The sequence below is a fragment of the Neohoeflea coraliihabitans genome, from assembly GCF_019334345.1.
GTDB classification, from domain to species: Bacteria; Pseudomonadota; Alphaproteobacteria; order Rhizobiales; family Rhizobiaceae; genus Pseudohoeflea; species Pseudohoeflea coraliihabitans.
On sequence record NZ_JAHWQX010000005.1, the window covers coordinates 192,271 to 209,758 of the forward strand.

Sequence of the window (17,488 nt, forward strand, 5' to 3'; positions counted from 1 at the left end):
CGGGGGCGGGATGAGTGGCGCTTGTCCCAAGAGGGGGAGATCGGAGCAAGGCAACATGGCTTTCAAAATCGCAATCGTCGGGGCCACCGGCAATGTCGGCCGGGAAATGCTCAATATCCTGGCAGAACGCAATTTTCCCGTCGACGAGGTCGTGGCGCTGGCGTCAAGCCGGTCAATCGGCACCGAAGTTTCGTTTGGCGACAAGACGCTGAAGGTGAAGAATCTCGACAACTACGATTTTTCCGACACCGACATCTGCCTGATGTCGGCGGGCGGCACGGTGTCTCAGAAGTATTCGCCGAAGATCGCCGCCCAGGGATGCGTGGTCATCGATAACTCGTCGGCCTGGCGCTACGATTCCGAGGTGCCGCTGATCGTTCCCGAGGTCAATGCCGACGCCATCGACGGTTTTCGCAAGAAGAACATCATCGCCAATCCGAATTGCTCGACGGCGCAACTGGTCGTGGCGTTGAAGCCGCTGCATGACAGGGCCAGGATCAAGCGCGTCGTGGTGTCCACCTACCAATCGGTGTCCGGCGCCGGCAAGGATGGCATGGACGAGTTGTTCAACCAGACGCGGGCCGTGTTCGTGGCCGACCCGATCGAGAACCGGAAGTTCACCAAGCGCATCGCGTTCAACGTGATCCCGCACATCGACAGCTTCATGGAGGACGGCTACACCAAGGAAGAGTGGAAGGTGCTGGCCGAAACCAAGAAAATGCTCGATCCGAAAATCCGGGTGACCTGTACCGCTGTGCGGGTGCCGGTGTTCATCGGGCATGCGGAATCGGTCAATATCGAGTTCGAGAACGAAATCACCGCCGAGGAAGCGCGCGATATCCTGCGCGATGCACCCGGCTGCCTGGTGATCGACAAGCACGAGGATGGGGGATACATGACCCCCTATGAGAGCGCCGGCGAAGATGCCACCTACATCTCCCGGATCCGCGAGGATGCGACTGTCGAGAATGGGCTCAATCTCTGGGTGGTCAGCGACAACTTGCGAAAGGGGGCGGCCCTGAACACCGTCCAGATCGCCGAATTGCTGGTCAATCGGGGACTTTTGAAAGGTCGCAAAGCGGCCTAAGCACCGGCGTTTCCCGGAAATTGCGACTGGCAAAACGGAACTTCGGGGTGGCTGCGGCGCTTTGCATCTGAAGCCGCATTCCGCTGGTGACTTTGCTCTTATTTGCTGGCAAAGTCCGGCGCGGGGCCGGTCTGTCACTGAAATGAGGTTTTACACAATGTCAGTTTTTGGTCGCCGTCGAATCGGCATTCTTGCTGCGCTCGCTATCAGCGTTGGAATGGCCGGTCCGGCCGTCGCCGCCTCTTGCGGCAATAATGCCGGCGGCTTCAACAACTGGGTCGGCCAGTTCAAGCAGGAGGCCGCGGCGCGCGGTGTTTCCCGCAAGACCCTCGACAGCGCTTTCCGCAGCGCCCGCTATGCGACCAAGACGATCAGTCTTGATCGCAATCAGCGCAGCTTCAGATACTCGCTCGATCAGTTCATGCAGAAGCGCGGTGCGAATGCGATCATCTCCAAGGGTCGGCGCTTGAAGCAAAGCAACGCCGGCCTGTTTCGCGCCATCGAACAGCGCTATGGCGTGCCGGCCGGACCCCTATTGGCAATCTGGGGCATGGAAACCGGCTTTGGCTCGTTCCTCGGCAACCAGCACACGGTGTCGGCGGTGGCCACGCTCGCTTACGATTGCCGGCGCTCGGCCTTTTTCACGACGCAGCTTTATGCGCTGCTTGAGCTGATTCAGCGCGGCTGGATCAGCCCGGATTTCCGTGGCGCGGCGCATGGCGAGATCGGTCAGACGCAATTCCTGCCGGCCAATGTCCTGAAATACGGTGTGTCCGGCGATGGCAACCGCAGTGTCAATCTGAAGGGCAAGGCCGACGCACTCGCCTCGACGGCCAATTTCCTGCGCGCTCACGGCTGGCGGCGTGGGGGTGGCTACCAACCGGGACAGGCCAACTTCCGCGCCATCCAGGGCTGGAATGCGGCCGGCGTCTATCAGAAGGCGATCGCCATCATTGCGGCCGAAATCGACAAGTAAAAGCCATCGCCACCAGACTGACGGGCCGCTGCGGCGGGTCTAAAAACCGTCGCAGCTGTCGCTGATCGACGTCTGCAGGCTGGAGGTGATCCGGTCGTCCTCGATCTCGAAGGCTTCGCGCGTCATCAATTCATTGGACGGAAAGCGATAGCACACAAGAGCGGTCACATCCGTGGCGCTATCGTGCGTTGCGGTGTCATCCAGTTTCCAGTCCAGCGTCGCATCGGCGACGCTCTCCTTCCACTCGGCGAGGGAATCAAGGAATTCGGTCTTCGTCTGAGTGATGCCAAGGTCTTCCAACCGGATCTCGGCGGTGTCGGCGAGAAGCGGCTCAAGCTCCTGGCGATCAGCTGAAAACAAGGCCGGGTACCAGCGCTCAAGCACGTCCCGCGGCGACGGTTTTTCTGCGCTCCCGGCCTGTGCCGGGCTCCAGTTCAGGACGGCAAAGGCCAACAGGCCAAGGGCGAATGCGCGTTTCATCTTCGGACTCCCGCGGTAGTCGATGTCAGCTCGGAACCCGGCAGCGGCGGGGTGCCATGCCGAAGGCACGCGATCAATGCTTGGAGAAAAGCGCCGTTCTGTCAATTGGCGTGCCGCCAGCACAGCATGCTGCTCAGGTTTCGATGTCCGGGCGCACGAAGTCTCCGCTGTCGCGGTCCATCACCCACAGCTCACCGGATGAGATATCGAACCAGGCGCCGTGTACGCGCAACTCGCCCTTCTCGGCGAGGGCGGCAATGTTGGGAAAACTGTGCAGATTGGCGATCGAACTGCGGATCGATATGCGCTCGAGGGCGGTCTGGCGTTCCCCGCCGGTCAGCAAGTCGGAGTCCCGGATCTTTTCCGCCGAAGGCTTCAAGAGGCTGATCCAGCGGCCAATGAAGTCGCCCGGCGACAGCGGCTTGGCATTCGGATCGAGGGCGGCCTGGATACCGCCGCAGCGGCCGTGCCCCATCACCAGGATGTCGCGAATCTTCAAGGCCTGAATGGCAAACTCGATGGCGGCCGAGGTCGAATGGTAATTGCCATCCGGCTCATAGGGCGGCACCAGATTGGCGACGTTGCGCACGACGAAAAGCTCGCCGGGGCCACAGTCGAAGATCGTCTCGGGGGCGGCGCGGGAATCGCAGCAGGCGATCACCAGGGTATGCGGTTCCTGACCGCGCTCGGCCAACTGCCGGTAGCGGGCGCGCTCATCGGAGTAGCGGCCCGTCATGAAGGCCCGGTAGCCATTCCAGAGGTGATCGGGAAGGTTCGACATCTGTGCCCCCATGCTCAATCGCAGCCGACATTCACAACACTTATAGATGGCGTCTATGTGCCGATGTTTGCCGGTCGGTTCAAGTGAAAATGCTCAACGACTGCGCGGACGCGGCGGCCGGGTGATGAGCCGGCGCATGTGAACCATGGCCATTGGCGAGCGCAGGCTGTCGGCGTCGGTCTCGATTGTCAATTCGTCGGCTCCGCGGCGCGCCGTGCGGGCGAGAACTTCAAACACCGTGCCGGTTGCCAGCTGCAGTGCCTTCTCCCCCGTCTTGCCTTCAATCAGTCGGGCCAGAAAGGTGGCGGCCAGCAGGTCGCCCAGACCATTCGGGGGATTGGCGATGAGCCGGTGTTCCGCCATCATCGCGCGATCTCCATCCACCAGCATGGTGCCCGTGCTGCCGGCCATCATGGCCAGCGCCGATGTAACCAGGACCCGTGCCGGACCGAGCTCCTGCGCTGCGGCGATGCTGGCGGCGGTGTCGTTGACCGGCGCGCCGGTGAGCCAGGACAGCTCGAACAGATTGGGGGTGGTGATGTCAGCCAGTGGCATGAGGCGGTCGCGGATGCCGGCGGCGAGTTCTTCGGCGACGTACAGCTGCGCGTCGTCGCCGATGACCGGATCACACAGATACAGCGCCTGCGGATTGCCGGCCTTGACCGTCTCGATGAGCTGCGCCACGGGCTCGACCTGCGCGACGTTGCCGAGATAGCCGGTGATCACGGCGCCGATCTCCGGCAGCCAGTGGGCTCTCGACAGATCGGCAAGGAGGCTGGCGAACTGTTCAGGTTCGGCGACAATGCGTGTGGCAGGTGAATGTCCGGGGTGCCAGGGCAGCACAACGGTAGGTACGGCCCATACGGGAAAGCCAAGCGTTTCCAGAGCGAAGACGACGGCGCGGTTGCCAACCGAGCCGCGCACCACATGGCTCGAGATTACGATCACCGCTGGCCGGGCACCGTTCGCATCATCGCGTGTCATTGAAAGACCTCGAAATAGAGCCAAACGCCCAGGACCAGCACGGCGATCACGGCGAGGCCGCGACCAATGCGGGTGCCCCAGACCTCGGAAGCATCCTTCTGGTCGGCATCGGCTGCCGTGAAGTGGCTCTTCAGGCTGTCGGCGGTACCCTTCAGCAACGGGCTCGCCGACAGGTTGCCCTCTTCGGCAAGTCGCTTCAGATCGCGGCGCGCGGCGCGAGTGGTCTCATCTTCCTGGCTCATCGCCGCCTCTCTTCGCTTTATTCGTCAGGCTGGGCGGTTCCGGACCGTGAAAATCGCCGCGGCATGCGTGCCTTGCTCCTAGCATATTGCCTTGGGCCGGCAAAAGGCTTCATCGCAGGTCGCCGGCACGGGTGCGACCCTACCCGGCATTCAGCGCGCCATGGCGTGATAGGCGTCGTTGGGACGCATGTCGGTGGCCGCAGCGAGGCGGTTGGTCATGTTGAAAAAAGCGGCGACGCTGGCGATGTCCCAGATGTCGCGATCGGTAAAGCCAACGTCACGCAACTGCTGCCGATCCTCCTCGACGATCCGGTCGGGGGCCTCCGTCAGAAGCAGGGCAAATTCAAGCATGGCGGTCTGGCGGGGGTCGAGGTCGGCGGCGCGAAAATTCATCACCATCTGTTCGCCGAGCTCCGGCGACCCCGAAAGCTGGCGAACGGCTGCGCCATGGGCCGTCAGGCAATAGTAGCAATGATTGGCGGAGGATACGGCGACGGCGATTATCTCGCGTTCCAGTTTGCTCAGCCCGGAGGGGGCCAGCATCAGGTCGTTGTAGAAGTTGACGAAGGCTTCCAGCTTGTCCGAGTTGAAGGCGTAGCTTTGCAATACATTCGGAATCATGCCGAGCTTCTCGTCACACTTGGCGAAGTAAGCCTGCATCGATTCGCTGAGGTCTTTTTCGCGTGCGATCGACAGCGCGGTGACGTTTTTTGTCGCGCTTTTCATTTTAATTCCTCCCAATTCGCGTTAAGGCCGCATAGGCGGGTGACTTTGCACGATCATCAGGCGCAGGGTCGAACTTGGCAAGGCGGAGGAGCGAACGCCTCATGACGACGCGACACGATGACGATGTGAAGGCCGTGCTCGAAGCGGTCGGTGAGGCCCTGGCGGCCAGCGGCCACCCGGATATCGATCCCGAAATTATTTTCACCGGCGCCAGCCTTGATGATCTGAGTCAGTACAAGCCTGCCGATCTGGCCGGGATCGCGGTCAAGGTCGAAGCGGAGATCCGCGCCTGGGATGGCAAGACACCGCGCATTGCGTTGTTTGAGCCGGACGGTATCGAAATCAACGAACAGCCCATTTCTGTCGTTTCGATCACCACCGGAAACAAGCCGTTCCTGTTCGATTCCGTGATGGGAGAGGTGGCGGCGCAGATCCGGGACATTCATCTGGCGGCGCATCCGATCATCTCGGCCGGTGACGGCAAGGAGCTGACGGCCTATCGGCCCGGCATCGACCGGTCACGCGACAATCTGATCAGCAACATCCAGCTGCACATGCCGCGGCTGGGCGAGCAGTCGGCACAGCATCTGGTCGAGCGGCTGGAGCATGTGCTGGCGCAGGTCCGCCTGGCTGTGCAGGATTGGAAGGCGATGCTGGCGCGCATCGACGCGGCGGCAGCTGATCTGAGCTATCTGCGCGTCGACGAGGAGCGCCTTGACCAGCGTGACGAAGCGTTGGCGTTTCTGGCGTGGCTGCGCAACAACAATTTCACCTTTCTCGGCATGCGCGAATATATCTATTCGGATGCAGACGGCGCAAAGGAACTCAGTCGCGCCGGTTCGCGCGGTCTCGGCATTCTAAATGACCCGAGTGTCCTGGTGCTGCGTCAGGGCAAGGACCAGGTGACCACGACGCCGGAAATCATCGATTTCCTGCAGGGCCCCGATTTCCTGATGGTGACGAAGGCCAATGTGCGCTCGGTGGTGCACCGGCGCACACATATGGACTATATCGGAGTCAAGCGCTTCGATGAGAACGGCGCCGTGATCGGCGAGCTGCGGGTTGTCGGCTTGTTCACCTCGACGGCCTATACCCGGTCGGTCACCGAAATCCCGTTGCTGCGCACCAAGATCGACCGCGTGATCGCCAGTTTCGGCTACGACCCGCAGAGCCATTCCGGTAAATTGCTGCTCAACACGCTGGAAGATTTTCCCCGCGACGAGCTGTTTCAGATCGAAGAGCCCCTGTTGATCCGGTTTTGCCGCCAGATCAACGAGTTGTCTGACCGCCCGCGGGTCCGGGTGCTGCCGCGCATTGATCGTTTTGACCGCTTTGTCTCGGTGCTCGTCTACGTGCCGCGCGATCAGTATGATTCGGCGGTGCGCGAGAAGATCGCGTCTTATCTGAAGCTTGCCTATAATGGCCGGCTGTCGGTGTTCTACCCGTCCTTCCCGGAGAGCGGGGTGGCGCGCGTGCATTTCATCATCGGGCGCAGCGAAGGCAAGACGCCGGTGATCGCGCAGGAACAACTGGAACGCGACATCCGCACCATCGTGACGCGGTGGGAAGATCGGTTCCACACGCTGGGCGGCGATGCGGCGCGAACGATCAGCGTCAGCCAGTCCTACAAGGAGCAATTCAGTCCTGACGCGGCGACTGGCGATATCGAGGACATCCGCACCTGCCTGCATGCCGAGGACGGGCTGCGGATCGCCTTTTATCGTCAGGATGGCGATACCGATGATCGCCTGGGATTGAAGATCTTTCACGCCGACACGGCATTGGCGTTGTCCCGGCGCGTGCCGCTTCTCGAGAATCTCGGATTCACGGTGATCAGCGAACAGACGCACGAACTGGGTGTCATCTCCGATCAGGGTGAAACGCGGGATGTCATTCTGCATGACATGGAACTTGCGCGCAGCGACGGGACCTCCGTCTCGCTGAGCGCTGACAGCGCCCGCCTGATCGATGCCTATCTGTCGATCTGGCGCGGTGAGGTGGACAATGACGGCTTCAACCGGCTGGTCGTCGCCGCACAACTCACCAGCCGGGAGTCAATGGTCCTGCGCGCGATCGCGCGTTATCTGCGGCAGGCCGGACTTCTTTATTCGCAAGGCTATATCGCGGACACGCTGGCCCGGCATGCCGATATCTCGCGTCAGATTTTCGATCTGTTCCGAACACGCTTTGATCCCTCGCTCGAGGAGACCGACCGTCAGGCGGCGATGCGTGGTTTGCTTGCCAGCATTGATGAGGCGTTGAACTCGGTTCCAAGCCAGGACGATGATCGTATCATTCGTCGTTTCGTCAACGTCATCGATGCATCGCTGCGGACGAATTATTTTCAGCGCGACGCTTCCGGAAAGCCTCGTCCGGCACTGGCCTTCAAACTCAATCCACGCGTGGTCGAGGGCTTGCCGGAACCGCGGCCTTACCGCGAGATCTTCGTTTACGGTGCCGAGGTCGAAGGCGTGCATCTGCGCTTCGGACCGGTGGCGCGCGGCGGTTTGCGCTGGTCGGACCGGGCGCAGGATTACCGCACCGAGGTGCTCGGCCTCGTCAAAGCGCAGCAGGTAAAGAACGCGGTCATCGTGCCGGTGGGCGCCAAAGGCGGCTTTTATCCGAAAACGCTGCCGACCGACGGCAGCCGCGAAGAGATTTTCGTGGCCGGGCGCGAAGCCTACAAACTGTTCATCCGCACGCTGTTGTCGGTCACCGACAATCTCGATGGCGATCAGGTGGTGCCGCCATCCGACACAATCCGCCACGACGGCGACGATCCGTATTTCGTCGTTGCCGCGGACAAGGGAACCGCGACATTTTCGGATATCGCCAATGCGATCAGCCAGGAGCAGGATTTCTGGCTCGATGACGCCTTCGCCTCGGGCGGCTCGGCCGGTTATGACCACAAGAAGATGGGCATTACGGCGCGCGGAGCGTGGGAGGCGGTCAAGCGGCATTTCCGTGAGATGAACATTGACATCCAGACCACACCGTTCACGGTGGCCGGAGTGGGCGACATGTCGGGTGACGTGTTTGGCAATGGCATGCTGCTGTCGCGAAAAATTCGCTTGCTGGCTGCCTTCGACCATCGCGATATCTTCATCGACCCGGCCCCCGATCCGGCCATCACATTCGCCGAGCGGCAGCGGCTGTTCGACATGCCTCGGTCGAGCTGGCAGGACTATGATCAGGCAAAATTGTCGGAAGGCGGCATGATCGTGTCGCGGACGCTGAAATCGGTGGATCTGACCGCCGAGGCGGCAGCGGTGCTCGGCGTTGAACCGGGACCGGCGACGCCACAGGAAATCATGACCGCGATCCTCCGCATGCAGGTCGATCTGATGTGGTTCGGCGGCATCGGCACCTATATCCGGGCGCGCGGCGAAAGCGATGCCGAGGTCGGAGACCGGGCCAATGACACGATCCGGGTCACGGCGCAGGAAGTGCGCGCCAAGGTGATCGGCGAGGGCGCCAATCTCGGCGTCACGCAACGGGGCCGTATTGCCTATGCGGCAGCCGGGGGGCGCTGCAATTCCGATGCGATCGACAATTCCGCCGGGGTCAATTCGTCGGACGTCGAGGTCAACATCAAGATTGCTCTCGCAAATGCCATGCGCCAGGATCGACTGACGCGCGAGGACCGCAATGTGCTGCTGGCGTCGATGACCGATGAAGTGGCGCAGTTGGTGCTTCGCAACAATTATCTGCAGACGCTGGCCATTTCGCTTGCGGCCCGCAAAGGTGTCGGCGTGCTGTCGGAACATGCGCGCCTGATGAGCGATCTGGAAAGCCGCGGACTGCTGAACCGGGCGGTGGAAACGCTGCCTGACGATGTGGAGATCGCCGAGCGGCGTACGGCCGGGCTGGGCCTGACGCGGCCGGAGATCGGCGTACTCCTGTCCTATGCAAAGATCGTGTTGTTTGACGAGATCGTCGCCAGCGATCTGCCCGACAATCCCTATTTCCGCGAAACGCTGGTCAGCTATTTTCCGCCCACGATGCGGGATGCCCATGAGGGTGACATCGAAACCCACCGGCTGCGGCGCGAGATCATCGCAACCTTGCTGGGCAATGATACGATCAATCGCGGCGGGCCCTCCTTCATCGTCCATCTGGGCGACCAGACCGGCGCGACGGCGGCGGATATCGTGCGGGCCTTCGTGATTGCCCGTGACGGGCTCGGCCTGACGGCGCTTTATGATCGCATCGATGCACTTGACGGCAAGATTGCCGGTTCCGTGCAGAACGAACTGTACGAACTGGTCGGAACTGCCGTTGAACTCGCCACAGCCTGGGCGCTGAAAACCGACGTGGCCCTGGAGCCGGAGCTCGGAGCGCTTGTGTCGCGGCTGAGCGACGGCATCGATGCAGCATTGCCCACCGTTCTGTCGGGCATTCCCGACTTCCTTGCCGCAGACATCGCGGCGCATGCAAACCGCCTGGTTGATCTTGATGTGCCGGAGGATCTGGCGGCCGATCTGGCGCGCCTGACAGTGCGGCTGATGGTTCCGGATATCCTGTATGTGGCGCAGTTGTCGAACAAGGAGCCCAACCGCGTCATTTCCGTGTATTTCGATGTCACGGAAGCCTTCCGCATCGGCCGCATTCAGGCAGCCGCTTCGCGGTTGCAGGTGGTCGATCACTACGAAAACCTTGCCCTCAGTCGCAACCTGGATGAGCTGTTCGAGGCGCGTCGGCTGATTGCCGGTGCCGCGCTTGCCGCGCATGCGGATCACAGCGATCCGTTTGGACGCTGGCGGAGCGACAATGAAGCAAGGATCGGACATGTCACCGGGCAGATCATGCATCTGGCGGAAAGCGGGGAATTGACGGTGGCCAAGCTGACGGTGGCTGCCGGTATGGTCAGCGATCTGGCGCGGTCGCTGAAAGCCTGAGAATCAAGTTTTCGGATGCACCACGTGAGCCTATCGGGCTGTCGCTGAGGCGAGGAAGAATACGATGACGGCGATGTTGTCCGATGAAGCCATTCCCGATGTGCGGCGGCGTGGAATCGTCAGCTGGATGCTGTTCGATTGGGCAGCGCAGCCTTTCTTCACAGTGATCATCACGTTCATTTTCGGTCCCTATTTCGTCTCGCAGCTGGCGGCCAATCCCGACCTCGGGCAGGCCTGGTGGGGGTATGCGATCACCGTCTCGGGGCTGATCATCGCGGTGCTGTCGCCGGTGCTCGGGTCGATCGCCGATGCGGTGGGGCCGCGCAAGCCGTGGATCGCTGCGCTGGCCGTGGTGAAGATCGCGGCCCTGATCGGCCTGTGGTGGGCAGCTCCCGGCACGTCGCTTGTCTATCCGTTCCTGCTGATTGTCCTGGCCTCCGTGGCGGCGGAATTCTCGATCGTGTTCAATGATTCGATGATGCCGCGGCTGGTGCCACCGGCCGATGTCGGGCGGATTTCGAACATCGCCTGGGCGATGGGCTATGCCGGCGGCATGGTGGCGCTGGTCTTCGTGGTGCTGCTGATGGCCGGCAGCCCGGAGACCGGTAAGACGATGCTCGGGCTGCAGCCGATCTTCGGGCTCGACCCATCCGCCGGCGAAGGCGCGCGGGCGACCGGACCGCTGGCCGCGCTGTGGTACCTGGTTTTCGTCCTGCCGATGTTTCTGTTCACGCCTGATTATGCCCGGCGTCAATCGGTCGGTTCGGCAGTGCGCCGAGGCCTTGATGACCTTGTCGGAACAATCGGCGAAGTGCGGCAGAAAGCCGGACTGCTTCGGTTTCTGGCGGCGCGGATGATCTACCAGGACGGTGTCAACGGCCTGCTGGCGCTCGGCGGCACCTTTGCCGCGGGGATGTTCGGCTGGCAGACCATGGAAATCGGCCTTTTCGGCATTTTACTGGTGGTGGTCGCCATCTTTGGTTGCCTGGCGGCGAGCCGGCTCGACCGGCGGCTCGGCTCGAAAACCATTGTTCTGGCGGCCATCGTTGCCTTGTTGATAGCGACCGTCGGGATCGTTTCGACCGGCCCGGGCTTTACGTTTTTCGGGTTGGTGAGTTTCGGGACGACGGATGGCGGCGGGCTGTTCGGCACGGCGGCGGAGAAGGTCTATATCCTCTTCGGCCTGCTGATCGGCGCCGCATTCGGACCGGTTCAGGCTTCGTCACGTTCCTACATGGCGCAGAGCGTGGCGCCGGAGGATGCCGGCCGCTATTTCGGCCTGTACGCCCTTTCCGGGCGAGCCACATCCTTCCTGGCGCCACTGTCGGTGGCAACGGTGACGCTGATGACCGGCTCGGCACGCATCGGCATGGCGATGCTGATCGTGTTTCTGCTGGCCGGATTCCTGATCCTGCTCGCGACGCCGTATCCGGCCCAGAGGCGGACCCTGCAGCTGGGTGAGGATGCGTCCCGGCCCTAGGTGCGACGCTTAGCTTTCTGTCTCACGGATTGTTGCCAGGCTTCAATGGTCCCTCCGTTAGGGACTTTCCCTGTTGAAAGAGCCGTAGATCCGTGCCGATACGCCAGTCCCATCGCGGCCTCTGGCTCAAGCCGCAGCCCGCTGCCGGCAGATGGTTGACCAATTCACCAAATGTGTTCATTTTATCGAACGTTCTTTTTGTTGAACGATATTGAGGAAATGAACGCCACCATGAGCCGACCCTATTCGATCCCGCATATCGCCCCTCTGTATCAGGCCCTGCCCTACCATTACCGAAACGTGCGCAAGGTCAGTGTCTTCGGGCGCTGTGCTCCGGGCGCTCTGGAAAAGTTCCTCCCGTCCGAATTCCAGCTGGTCGGCGATGTCTGCGAGATCTTCGTGATGGTGGCGCCCGATGCCGGGCCTCTCGGCCATTACACCGAGGCCGGTGTCGTCATTCCGGTGCGGTACGACGGCATTGTCGGCGCGCATGTGGCTCTCGAATATGTCTCGTCGGACGATTCGCTCAGCGCCGGCCGTGAGATCTGGGGCTATCCGAAGAAAATTGCCGAAGTCGACGTCCGCGAGACCGCCAACAACGCTTTTGCCGGCACGGTCGTGCGGCGCGGCCACACGCTGATCGACATGACCTTCACGCCGGGTGACGGCGCGTTCGACAAGCCGCAGATGCAGCCCCGCCTGCAGATCAAGACTTTCCCGGCAGCGGATGGCAATGGGGCCGACTACTACCAGGTGATCCGCAATGATCTTGCCGACCTGACGGTCACCGATCGGGTCGTCGGCGCGGCGGACGTCAAGCTGAAAAACGGGGACAATGATCCGCTCGCCGATCTCGGCCTGATCGAGATCACCGGTGCTGAAACCACGGTCACCGACTTTCTGCTCACTACGGGAAAAATCATCGCCGATCTCAACGGGACATCCTGACAAGATCCCGGGCGGCACTACTGCAAAAGGGGGACTTTGAATGCCTGACCTACCCATTCCAACCCTGGCGACCTTCGCCGTATATCTCGCGGGGATGCTGGCAATCGGCATTATCTGCTACCGGAACACCAACACGATCAGCGATTTCATTCTCGGCGGGCGACGGCTCAACAGCCTGACAGCAGCGCTGAGCGCCCATGCCAGCGATTCGAGCGGCTGGCTGCTGCTCGGCCTGACGGGCTGGGCGTATACTTCGGGCCTCGATGCGCTGTGGATGATCGTCGGGCTGGCGATCGGCATCTATCTGTCGTGGAAATTCGTTGCCGCGCGGTTGCGCACTTATACCGAACAGGCGGGAGACGCGCTGACCATCTCGTCCTATTTCGAGCACCGGTTCGAGGATGACAGCCGGGTCCTGCGCGTGGTGTCGGCAATCATCATCCTGATCTTCTACACCCTTTATGTGTCCTCGGGCCTGGTTGCCGGTGGATTGCTGTTCGGCGAGGTGTTCGGCATCGAGTTCGTCACCGCCGTGGCCGTCAGCGCCATCGTGATCGTCGCCTATACCTTCATCGGCGGCTTTCTGGCGGTCAGCTACACCGACGTGGTGCAGGGGCTCTTGATGGTCCTGGCGCTGGTCGCGGTGCCGCTTATCGGCCTCTACGCGGTCGGCGGCTTCGATGCGCTGTTTTCCGGCATTGAAGCCAAGGAGCCGGCATTGCTGACGCTGGGCCGGCAGACCGGCTATGATGCGGCCACCGGCGCCTGGTCGGCGGGGGGCGCGTTCGGGTTGGTGTCGATCGTCTCGAGCATGGCGTGGGGACTGGGCTATTTCGGCCAGCCGCACATCCTGGCGCGCTTCATGGGCATTCGCTCGGCAGCGCAGATCAAGAGCGCACGCCGCATCGGCATGACCTGGGTGATCGTCTCGATGCTTGGCGCCCTGCTGGTCGGGCTGGTCGGCATCGTCTTTTTCGAACAACCGCTCGGTGATCCGGAAAAGGTGTTCGTCAATCTGACGGAAGCCGTTCTCAATCCGTGGATCGGCGGGATCATGCTGGCAGCCGTTCTGGCGGCGATCATGTCGACCGCCGATTCGCAATTGCTGGTCGTTTCATCGGTGCTCACCGAGGATCTCTACCGCACATTGGTCAACTCGAAAGCTTCCGATGCGCAGCTGGTCTGGATCGGGCGCCTGCTGATCGTCGCGACAGCCATTGTCGCCTTTGTGCTGGCCTTGCAGGGGGGCTCGGTGCTCGGCCTGGTGGGCTATGCCTGGGCCGGCTTCGGCGCGGCGTTCGGACCGCTGATCCTGATCTCGCTCTACTGGAAGGGCGTCACCCGCCATGGCGCACTGGCGGGGATCGTTTCCGGCGCCGCGATGGTGGTGTTGTGGAAACAGATCGGGACGCCGTTCGGCCTTTATGAAATGGTGCCGGCATTCGTGCTGAGCGCCGTACTGGTGCCGGTGGTCAGTCTGATGACGCAGACGACCCTGCCGTCCGCTGCTGCAACAGCGCGCATCGACGGTTTCGAAGCGGTCGAAGGCTGAAAACAGGCCGGGGCCCTCAGTTTGCCGACCGAGGGCCCCGGCTGTTTGCCGAGGAGGATGGCTTGCAACAGTTTCGTCTAGATGGCCAGGTGGCCCTGGTCACCGGAGCGGCAGGCGGTCTCGGGGCTGCCCAGGTGCGCGCCCTGCTGGCGGCCGGGGCGCGCGTGCTCGCCACCGATATGGCAGGCGAAGGCCTTGAAAGGACCTTTGCCGGCGACCTGCAAGCCGGCGCCGCGCTGCGGCTGGCACAGTTGGACGTGACACGTGACGCCGATCTCGCCGCAACGGTCGACAGCTGTGTGCAAAATGACGGCAGTCTCGACATTCTGGTCAACAATGCAGGCATTTCCCGCCCAGGTCCGGTTCTCGATTATGACAGTGGCGACTTTGCCCTGACGATCGAGGTCAATTTTCGCTCGGTGTTCCGGCTCAGCCAGCTGGCGGGCCGCGCCATGGCCGCGCAGGGGAAGGGCGGCAGCATCGTCAACATCGCCTCGATCGGCGGCATGGTCGTCGATGGTCCGACTTCTTCAGCCTATGATGGCAGCAAGGCGGCAGTGATCCAGATCACCAAGAATTTCGCCGTCGAACTGGCGGAGCACGGGATCCGGGTCAACGCCGTGGCGCCCGGCTATATCCGCACGGAAATGACTCAGCGCTACCTCACCGATGCTGCCTATATGACCAATCTGATGGCCAACAAGATTCCCCTGAAACGGGTCGGGGAGCCGTCGGAAATCGCCGGTGCAGTGGTGTTTCTCGCCTCACCCGCCGCATCTTACGTCACCGGGCACACGCTGAACGTCGATGGCGGCTGGGTCATCTGGTAGGAAACAGCGGCCCTGACCCAGGGACTGCGCCGTCCCGATCCCGGCCCTGGTCCTTAGTGGCCGCGGATTGCAGGTCGCCGCTCAGCGGATATTCCATCATCAGATAGAGATGCGCTGCCGTCTCGCGCGCCCAGTAGAGATGCGGCAGGTGGCCGGCAAATGACAGGTGCTCGCCGCGGCGCAGCAGAACGGGTTCCTCAGAGGGCCCGACCGTTGCCTCGCCGGTCAGCATCAGAAGGTGCTCGGTGCCGCCGTGAGTCTTCGAGACGATCGGCTCGGGCCGTGCCGGGATGATCGTCTCATAGAGCTCCCAGACCGAACTGGTCACCGTGCGGTGGATGAACCGCATGCGCACACCCGGGCCGGAAAGCGCCGTGGTGTCGAGCGCCGGCGCATCCTCGGCGAGCGGCAGGAAGTCGCTCGGGGTGACCTCGAGAATCGCGGCCAGAGCCGCCAGGGTCATGACGGTCGGATTGCCGCGGCCGGTCTCGAGGCGCGACAGGGTGCCCTTGGCAATCTGCGCGCGGCGCGACAGCTCCGACAGGGACAAGCCTTTGACCTTGCGCAAATGCTGAATGCGCATGCCGATCGAAAGCGCGTAGGGATTGCCGGTCTGGTGTTCGTCAGGGAGGGTCAATTTGCGGGCCATCCGCCGGTGTGATTCGACTGTCCCGATGACCCTAGCGGATATCGCCGCCGGTTTCTCGTCCGAGATTGCAGCTTCTCCCAATCCGCCGAACGGCACTGCCCGACGGCTTTCGCGCCGGACAGTGTCGTGCCGGTGGGGCCAGGCGTCAGGCGTCAGGCACGGGCTTTTCGGATGGAGGTCTCGAGAATGTCGAGTGCCTCCGTGAACACCTCTTCCTGAATGGTGATCGGCGCCAGGAAGCGGATGACATTGGCGTGAATGCCACAAGTCAGCAGGATCAGTCCGTTTTCGAGAGCGATTTCGCGCACCGCATTGGTGAAACCCGGATTGGGCGTGGCGCTGCCAGCCTCTTTGAACTCCACGGCATTCATGAAACCGGGGCCACGGATGTCGCTGATCTCCGGAACATCGGCGCGCAGGCTGTCGAGACGCTGCTTGAGACGGGCGCCGAGGCGGTTGGCCCGCTCGCACAATTCCTCCACGACTATGACGTCGAGCACGGCGTGTGCGGCAGCGATGCCGATCGGATTGCCGCCATAGGTGCCGCCGAGGCCGCCGGGGTTCGCAGCGTCCATCAGCTCGGCCTTTCCGGTGACGGCGGCCAGCGGAAAACCGCCGGCCAGGCCCTTGGCCATGGTGACCAGATCGGGTTCGACATCATACTGGTCGGCCGCCAGCATGGTGCCGGTGCGCGCGAAACCGGTCTGCACTTCGTCGAGTATCAGCACGATGCCATGCGCGTCGCAGATTTCGCGCAACTTGCGCATGAAAGCCTTCGGGGTGACATAGAAGCCGCCCTCCCCCTGCACCGGCTCGATGACGATGGCGGCGACGCGGGCCGGATCGACATCGGCCTTGAACAAGCGCTCGAGCGCCGCGATGGCGTCCGCTTCGCTGACCCCGTGCAGGTCGATGGGAAAGGGAGCGTGGAAGACTTCGGCCGGCATGGCGCCGAACCCGGCCTTGTAGGGAAACACCTTGCCGGTCATTGCCATACCCATGAAGGTACGTCCGTGGAAGCCGCCGGAAAAGGCGATGACGGCGTTGCGACCGGTGGCAGCGCGGGCGACCTTGACGGCATTCTCCAGTGCTTCCGCCCCGGTGGTGACGAAAATGGTCTTCTTGGCGGTTGGTCCGGGCACCAGCTCGTTGAGCCGTTCGCCAAGCCGGACGTAGCTCTCATAGGGCACCACCTGATGACAGGTATGGGTGAAGCGCTGCATCTGGTCCTGCACCGCCTGCATGACCCTGGGGTGACGATGGCCGGTGTTGACGACAGCGATGCCGGCGCCGAAGTCGATGTAACGGCGGCCCTCGACGTCCCAGATCTCGGCGTTTTCGGCGCGGTCGGCGAAGATCTGGGTCATCACGCCGACGCCGCGGGCGATGGCATCGGTCTTGCGGGTCTGGATCTCGGAGTTGGTAACCATCACTTTGAGCCCTTAGCTGAAGGATTGCGCGGATCGCCGACGATGCGCCAGACGCGTGGCAGGACGGCAGCAGCCGAGGCGATCTTGAAGGCAGCACCGGCGAGGAACGGATAGAGACTGAACTGCAGGGCGGGCTTGTCCCACCCGATAACGGCACCGCCGGACCAGAGAGTTTGGCCGTGCGTCGGGGTTTTCGGTCGGGACATGGGGGTCATGACGAGCTCCAGCGGATGGGGCGCCGCCAATCATGTGAGCGCCTTTCGTATGTCATCGAGCAGTCGGGATCGATCGTGTCTTGCTTCCAGTGCGGTTTTCATATCGACCTTGATGAAGCGTGTTGCGGTATGGGGCTGCATCTGACCGATGAGGTCCATGTCGGCGGAGATGACGGTTCCGATCATGAAGTATCCGCCGCCGGAGACGGC

At 62.4% G+C, this 17,488-nt stretch carries 15 protein-coding genes and 1 pseudogene; 7 read left to right on the forward strand and 9 right to left on the reverse strand.

Annotated features, from left to right (window positions below; genetic code table 11):
- Positions 1-55: 55 nt before the first annotated feature.
- A complete protein-coding gene (locus KY465_RS17975) occupies positions 56-1,087 on the forward strand; it encodes an aspartate-semialdehyde dehydrogenase (protein WP_219203495.1) in 1,032 nt (343 codons plus the stop codon).
- A 157-nt stretch (positions 1,088-1,244) separates the two neighbouring features.
- Positions 1,245-2,063, forward strand: coding sequence for a lytic murein transglycosylase (locus KY465_RS17980; protein ID WP_219203496.1), 819 nt, complete (start codon positions 1,245-1,247; stop codon positions 2,061-2,063).
- Between the two features lie 39 nt (positions 2,064-2,102).
- Here KY465_RS17980 and KY465_RS17985 read toward each other — a convergent pair whose 3' ends face one another.
- From KY465_RS17985 to KY465_RS18005, 5 genes are all read right to left on the reverse strand, one after another.
- Positions 2,103-2,543, reverse strand: a complete 441-nt coding sequence (locus tag KY465_RS17985; protein ID WP_219203497.1) for a nuclear transport factor 2 family protein — start codon at positions 2,541-2,543, stop codon at positions 2,103-2,105.
- 133 nt (positions 2,544-2,676) lie between these two features.
- A complete protein-coding gene (locus tag KY465_RS17990; protein ID WP_219203498.1) occupies positions 2,677-3,324 on the reverse strand; it encodes a carbonic anhydrase in 648 nt (215 codons plus the stop codon).
- Between the two features lie 93 nt (positions 3,325-3,417).
- Positions 3,418-4,308: a pyridoxal kinase PdxY gene (gene pdxY, locus KY465_RS17995; RefSeq protein ID WP_219203499.1), complete on the reverse strand. Its 891-nt coding sequence runs from the start codon at positions 4,306-4,308 to the stop codon at positions 3,418-3,420.
- Complete coding sequence (locus KY465_RS18000) at positions 4,305-4,550, reverse strand: hypothetical protein (RefSeq protein ID WP_219203500.1); 246 nt, start codon at positions 4,548-4,550, stop codon at positions 4,305-4,307. The genes pdxY and KY465_RS18000 overlap by 4 nt, the downstream gene beginning before the upstream one ends.
- Positions 4,551-4,700: 150 nt before the next feature.
- Positions 4,701-5,276, reverse strand: coding sequence for a peroxidase-related enzyme (locus KY465_RS18005; protein WP_219203501.1), 576 nt, complete (start codon positions 5,274-5,276; stop codon positions 4,701-4,703).
- A 101-nt stretch (positions 5,277-5,377) separates the two neighbouring features.
- Here KY465_RS18005 and KY465_RS18010 point away from each other — a divergent pair, with 101 nt between their 5' ends.
- From KY465_RS18010 to KY465_RS18030, 5 genes are all read left to right on the forward strand, one after another.
- Positions 5,378-10,174 carry an NAD-glutamate dehydrogenase gene (locus KY465_RS18010; RefSeq protein ID WP_219203502.1) on the forward strand — a complete coding sequence of 1,599 codons (4,797 nt, stop codon included), beginning with the start codon at positions 5,378-5,380 and terminating at the stop codon, positions 10,172-10,174.
- A gap of 64 nt (positions 10,175-10,238) precedes the next feature.
- Positions 10,239-11,654 (forward strand): MFS transporter, encoded by a 1,416-nt coding sequence (locus tag KY465_RS18015; protein WP_219203503.1) that lies wholly within the window; start codon positions 10,239-10,241, stop codon positions 11,652-11,654.
- A 231-nt stretch (positions 11,655-11,885) separates the two neighbouring features.
- The gene (locus KY465_RS18020; protein ID WP_219203504.1) at positions 11,886-12,602 is read left to right on the forward strand and encodes an acetoacetate decarboxylase family protein; all 717 of its coding nucleotides are present in this window, start codon (positions 11,886-11,888) and stop codon (positions 12,600-12,602) included.
- Between the two features lie 40 nt (positions 12,603-12,642).
- Entirely contained in the window at positions 12,643-14,154 is a 1,512-nt protein-coding gene (gene putP, locus KY465_RS18025; RefSeq protein ID WP_219203505.1) for a sodium/proline symporter PutP, read from the forward strand.
- 62 nt (positions 14,155-14,216) lie between these two features.
- A complete protein-coding gene (locus KY465_RS18030) occupies positions 14,217-14,984 on the forward strand; it encodes an SDR family NAD(P)-dependent oxidoreductase (protein ID WP_219203506.1) in 768 nt (255 codons plus the stop codon).
- Here KY465_RS18030 and KY465_RS18035 read toward each other — a convergent pair.
- The 4 genes and pseudogenes from KY465_RS18035 to KY465_RS18050 all read right to left on the reverse strand — a co-directional run.
- The gene (locus KY465_RS18035) at positions 14,974-15,621 is read right to left on the reverse strand and encodes a helix-turn-helix domain-containing protein (RefSeq protein WP_219203507.1); all 648 of its coding nucleotides are present in this window, start codon (positions 15,619-15,621) and stop codon (positions 14,974-14,976) included. The genes KY465_RS18030 and KY465_RS18035 overlap by 11 nt on opposite strands.
- Positions 15,622-15,785: 164 nt before the next feature.
- The gene (locus KY465_RS18040) at positions 15,786-17,063 is read right to left on the reverse strand and encodes a 4-aminobutyrate--2-oxoglutarate transaminase (RefSeq protein ID WP_219203508.1); all 1,278 of its coding nucleotides are present in this window, start codon (positions 17,061-17,063) and stop codon (positions 15,786-15,788) included.
- Positions 17,063-17,278, reverse strand: a complete 216-nt coding sequence (locus KY465_RS18045; protein WP_219203509.1) for a hypothetical protein — start codon at positions 17,276-17,278, stop codon at positions 17,063-17,065. Before KY465_RS18045 ends, KY465_RS18040 begins: the two co-directional genes overlap by 1 nt.
- A gap of 30 nt (positions 17,279-17,308) precedes the next feature.
- Positions 17,309-17,488: pseudogene (locus KY465_RS18050) on the reverse strand (allophanate hydrolase); the annotation flags it as partial.

Coding starts and splice junctions, on each gene's coding strand:
- KY465_RS18015 (WP_219203503.1), top strand. CDS start 10,239: ATGACGGCGATGTTGTCCGATGAAGCCATTCCCGATGTGCGGCGGCGT.
- KY465_RS18045 (WP_219203509.1), bottom strand. CDS start 17,278: ATGACCCCCATGTCCCGACCGAAAACCCCGACGCACGGCCAAACTCTC.
- KY465_RS18000 (WP_219203500.1), bottom strand. CDS start 4,550: ATGAGCCAGGAAGATGAGACCACTCGCGCCGCGCGCCGCGATCTGAAG.
- KY465_RS18010 (WP_219203502.1), top strand. CDS start 5,378: ATGACGACGCGACACGATGACGATGTGAAGGCCGTGCTCGAAGCGGTC.
- KY465_RS18005 (WP_219203501.1), bottom strand. CDS start 5,276: ATGAAAAGCGCGACAAAAAACGTCACCGCGCTGTCGATCGCACGCGAA.
- pdxY (WP_219203499.1), bottom strand. CDS start 4,308: ATGACACGCGATGATGCGAACGGTGCCCGGCCAGCGGTGATCGTAATC.
- KY465_RS18020 (WP_219203504.1), top strand. CDS start 11,886: ATGAGCCGACCCTATTCGATCCCGCATATCGCCCCTCTGTATCAGGCC.
- KY465_RS18040 (WP_219203508.1), bottom strand. CDS start 17,063: ATGGTTACCAACTCCGAGATCCAGACCCGCAAGACCGATGCCATCGCC.
- KY465_RS17975 (WP_219203495.1), top strand. CDS start 56: ATGGCTTTCAAAATCGCAATCGTCGGGGCCACCGGCAATGTCGGCCGG.
- KY465_RS17990 (WP_219203498.1), bottom strand. CDS start 3,324: ATGTCGAACCTTCCCGATCACCTCTGGAATGGCTACCGGGCCTTCATG.
- KY465_RS17980 (WP_219203496.1), top strand. CDS start 1,245: ATGTCAGTTTTTGGTCGCCGTCGAATCGGCATTCTTGCTGCGCTCGCT.
- putP (WP_219203505.1), top strand. CDS start 12,643: ATGCCTGACCTACCCATTCCAACCCTGGCGACCTTCGCCGTATATCTC.
- KY465_RS17985 (WP_219203497.1), bottom strand. CDS start 2,543: ATGAAACGCGCATTCGCCCTTGGCCTGTTGGCCTTTGCCGTCCTGAAC.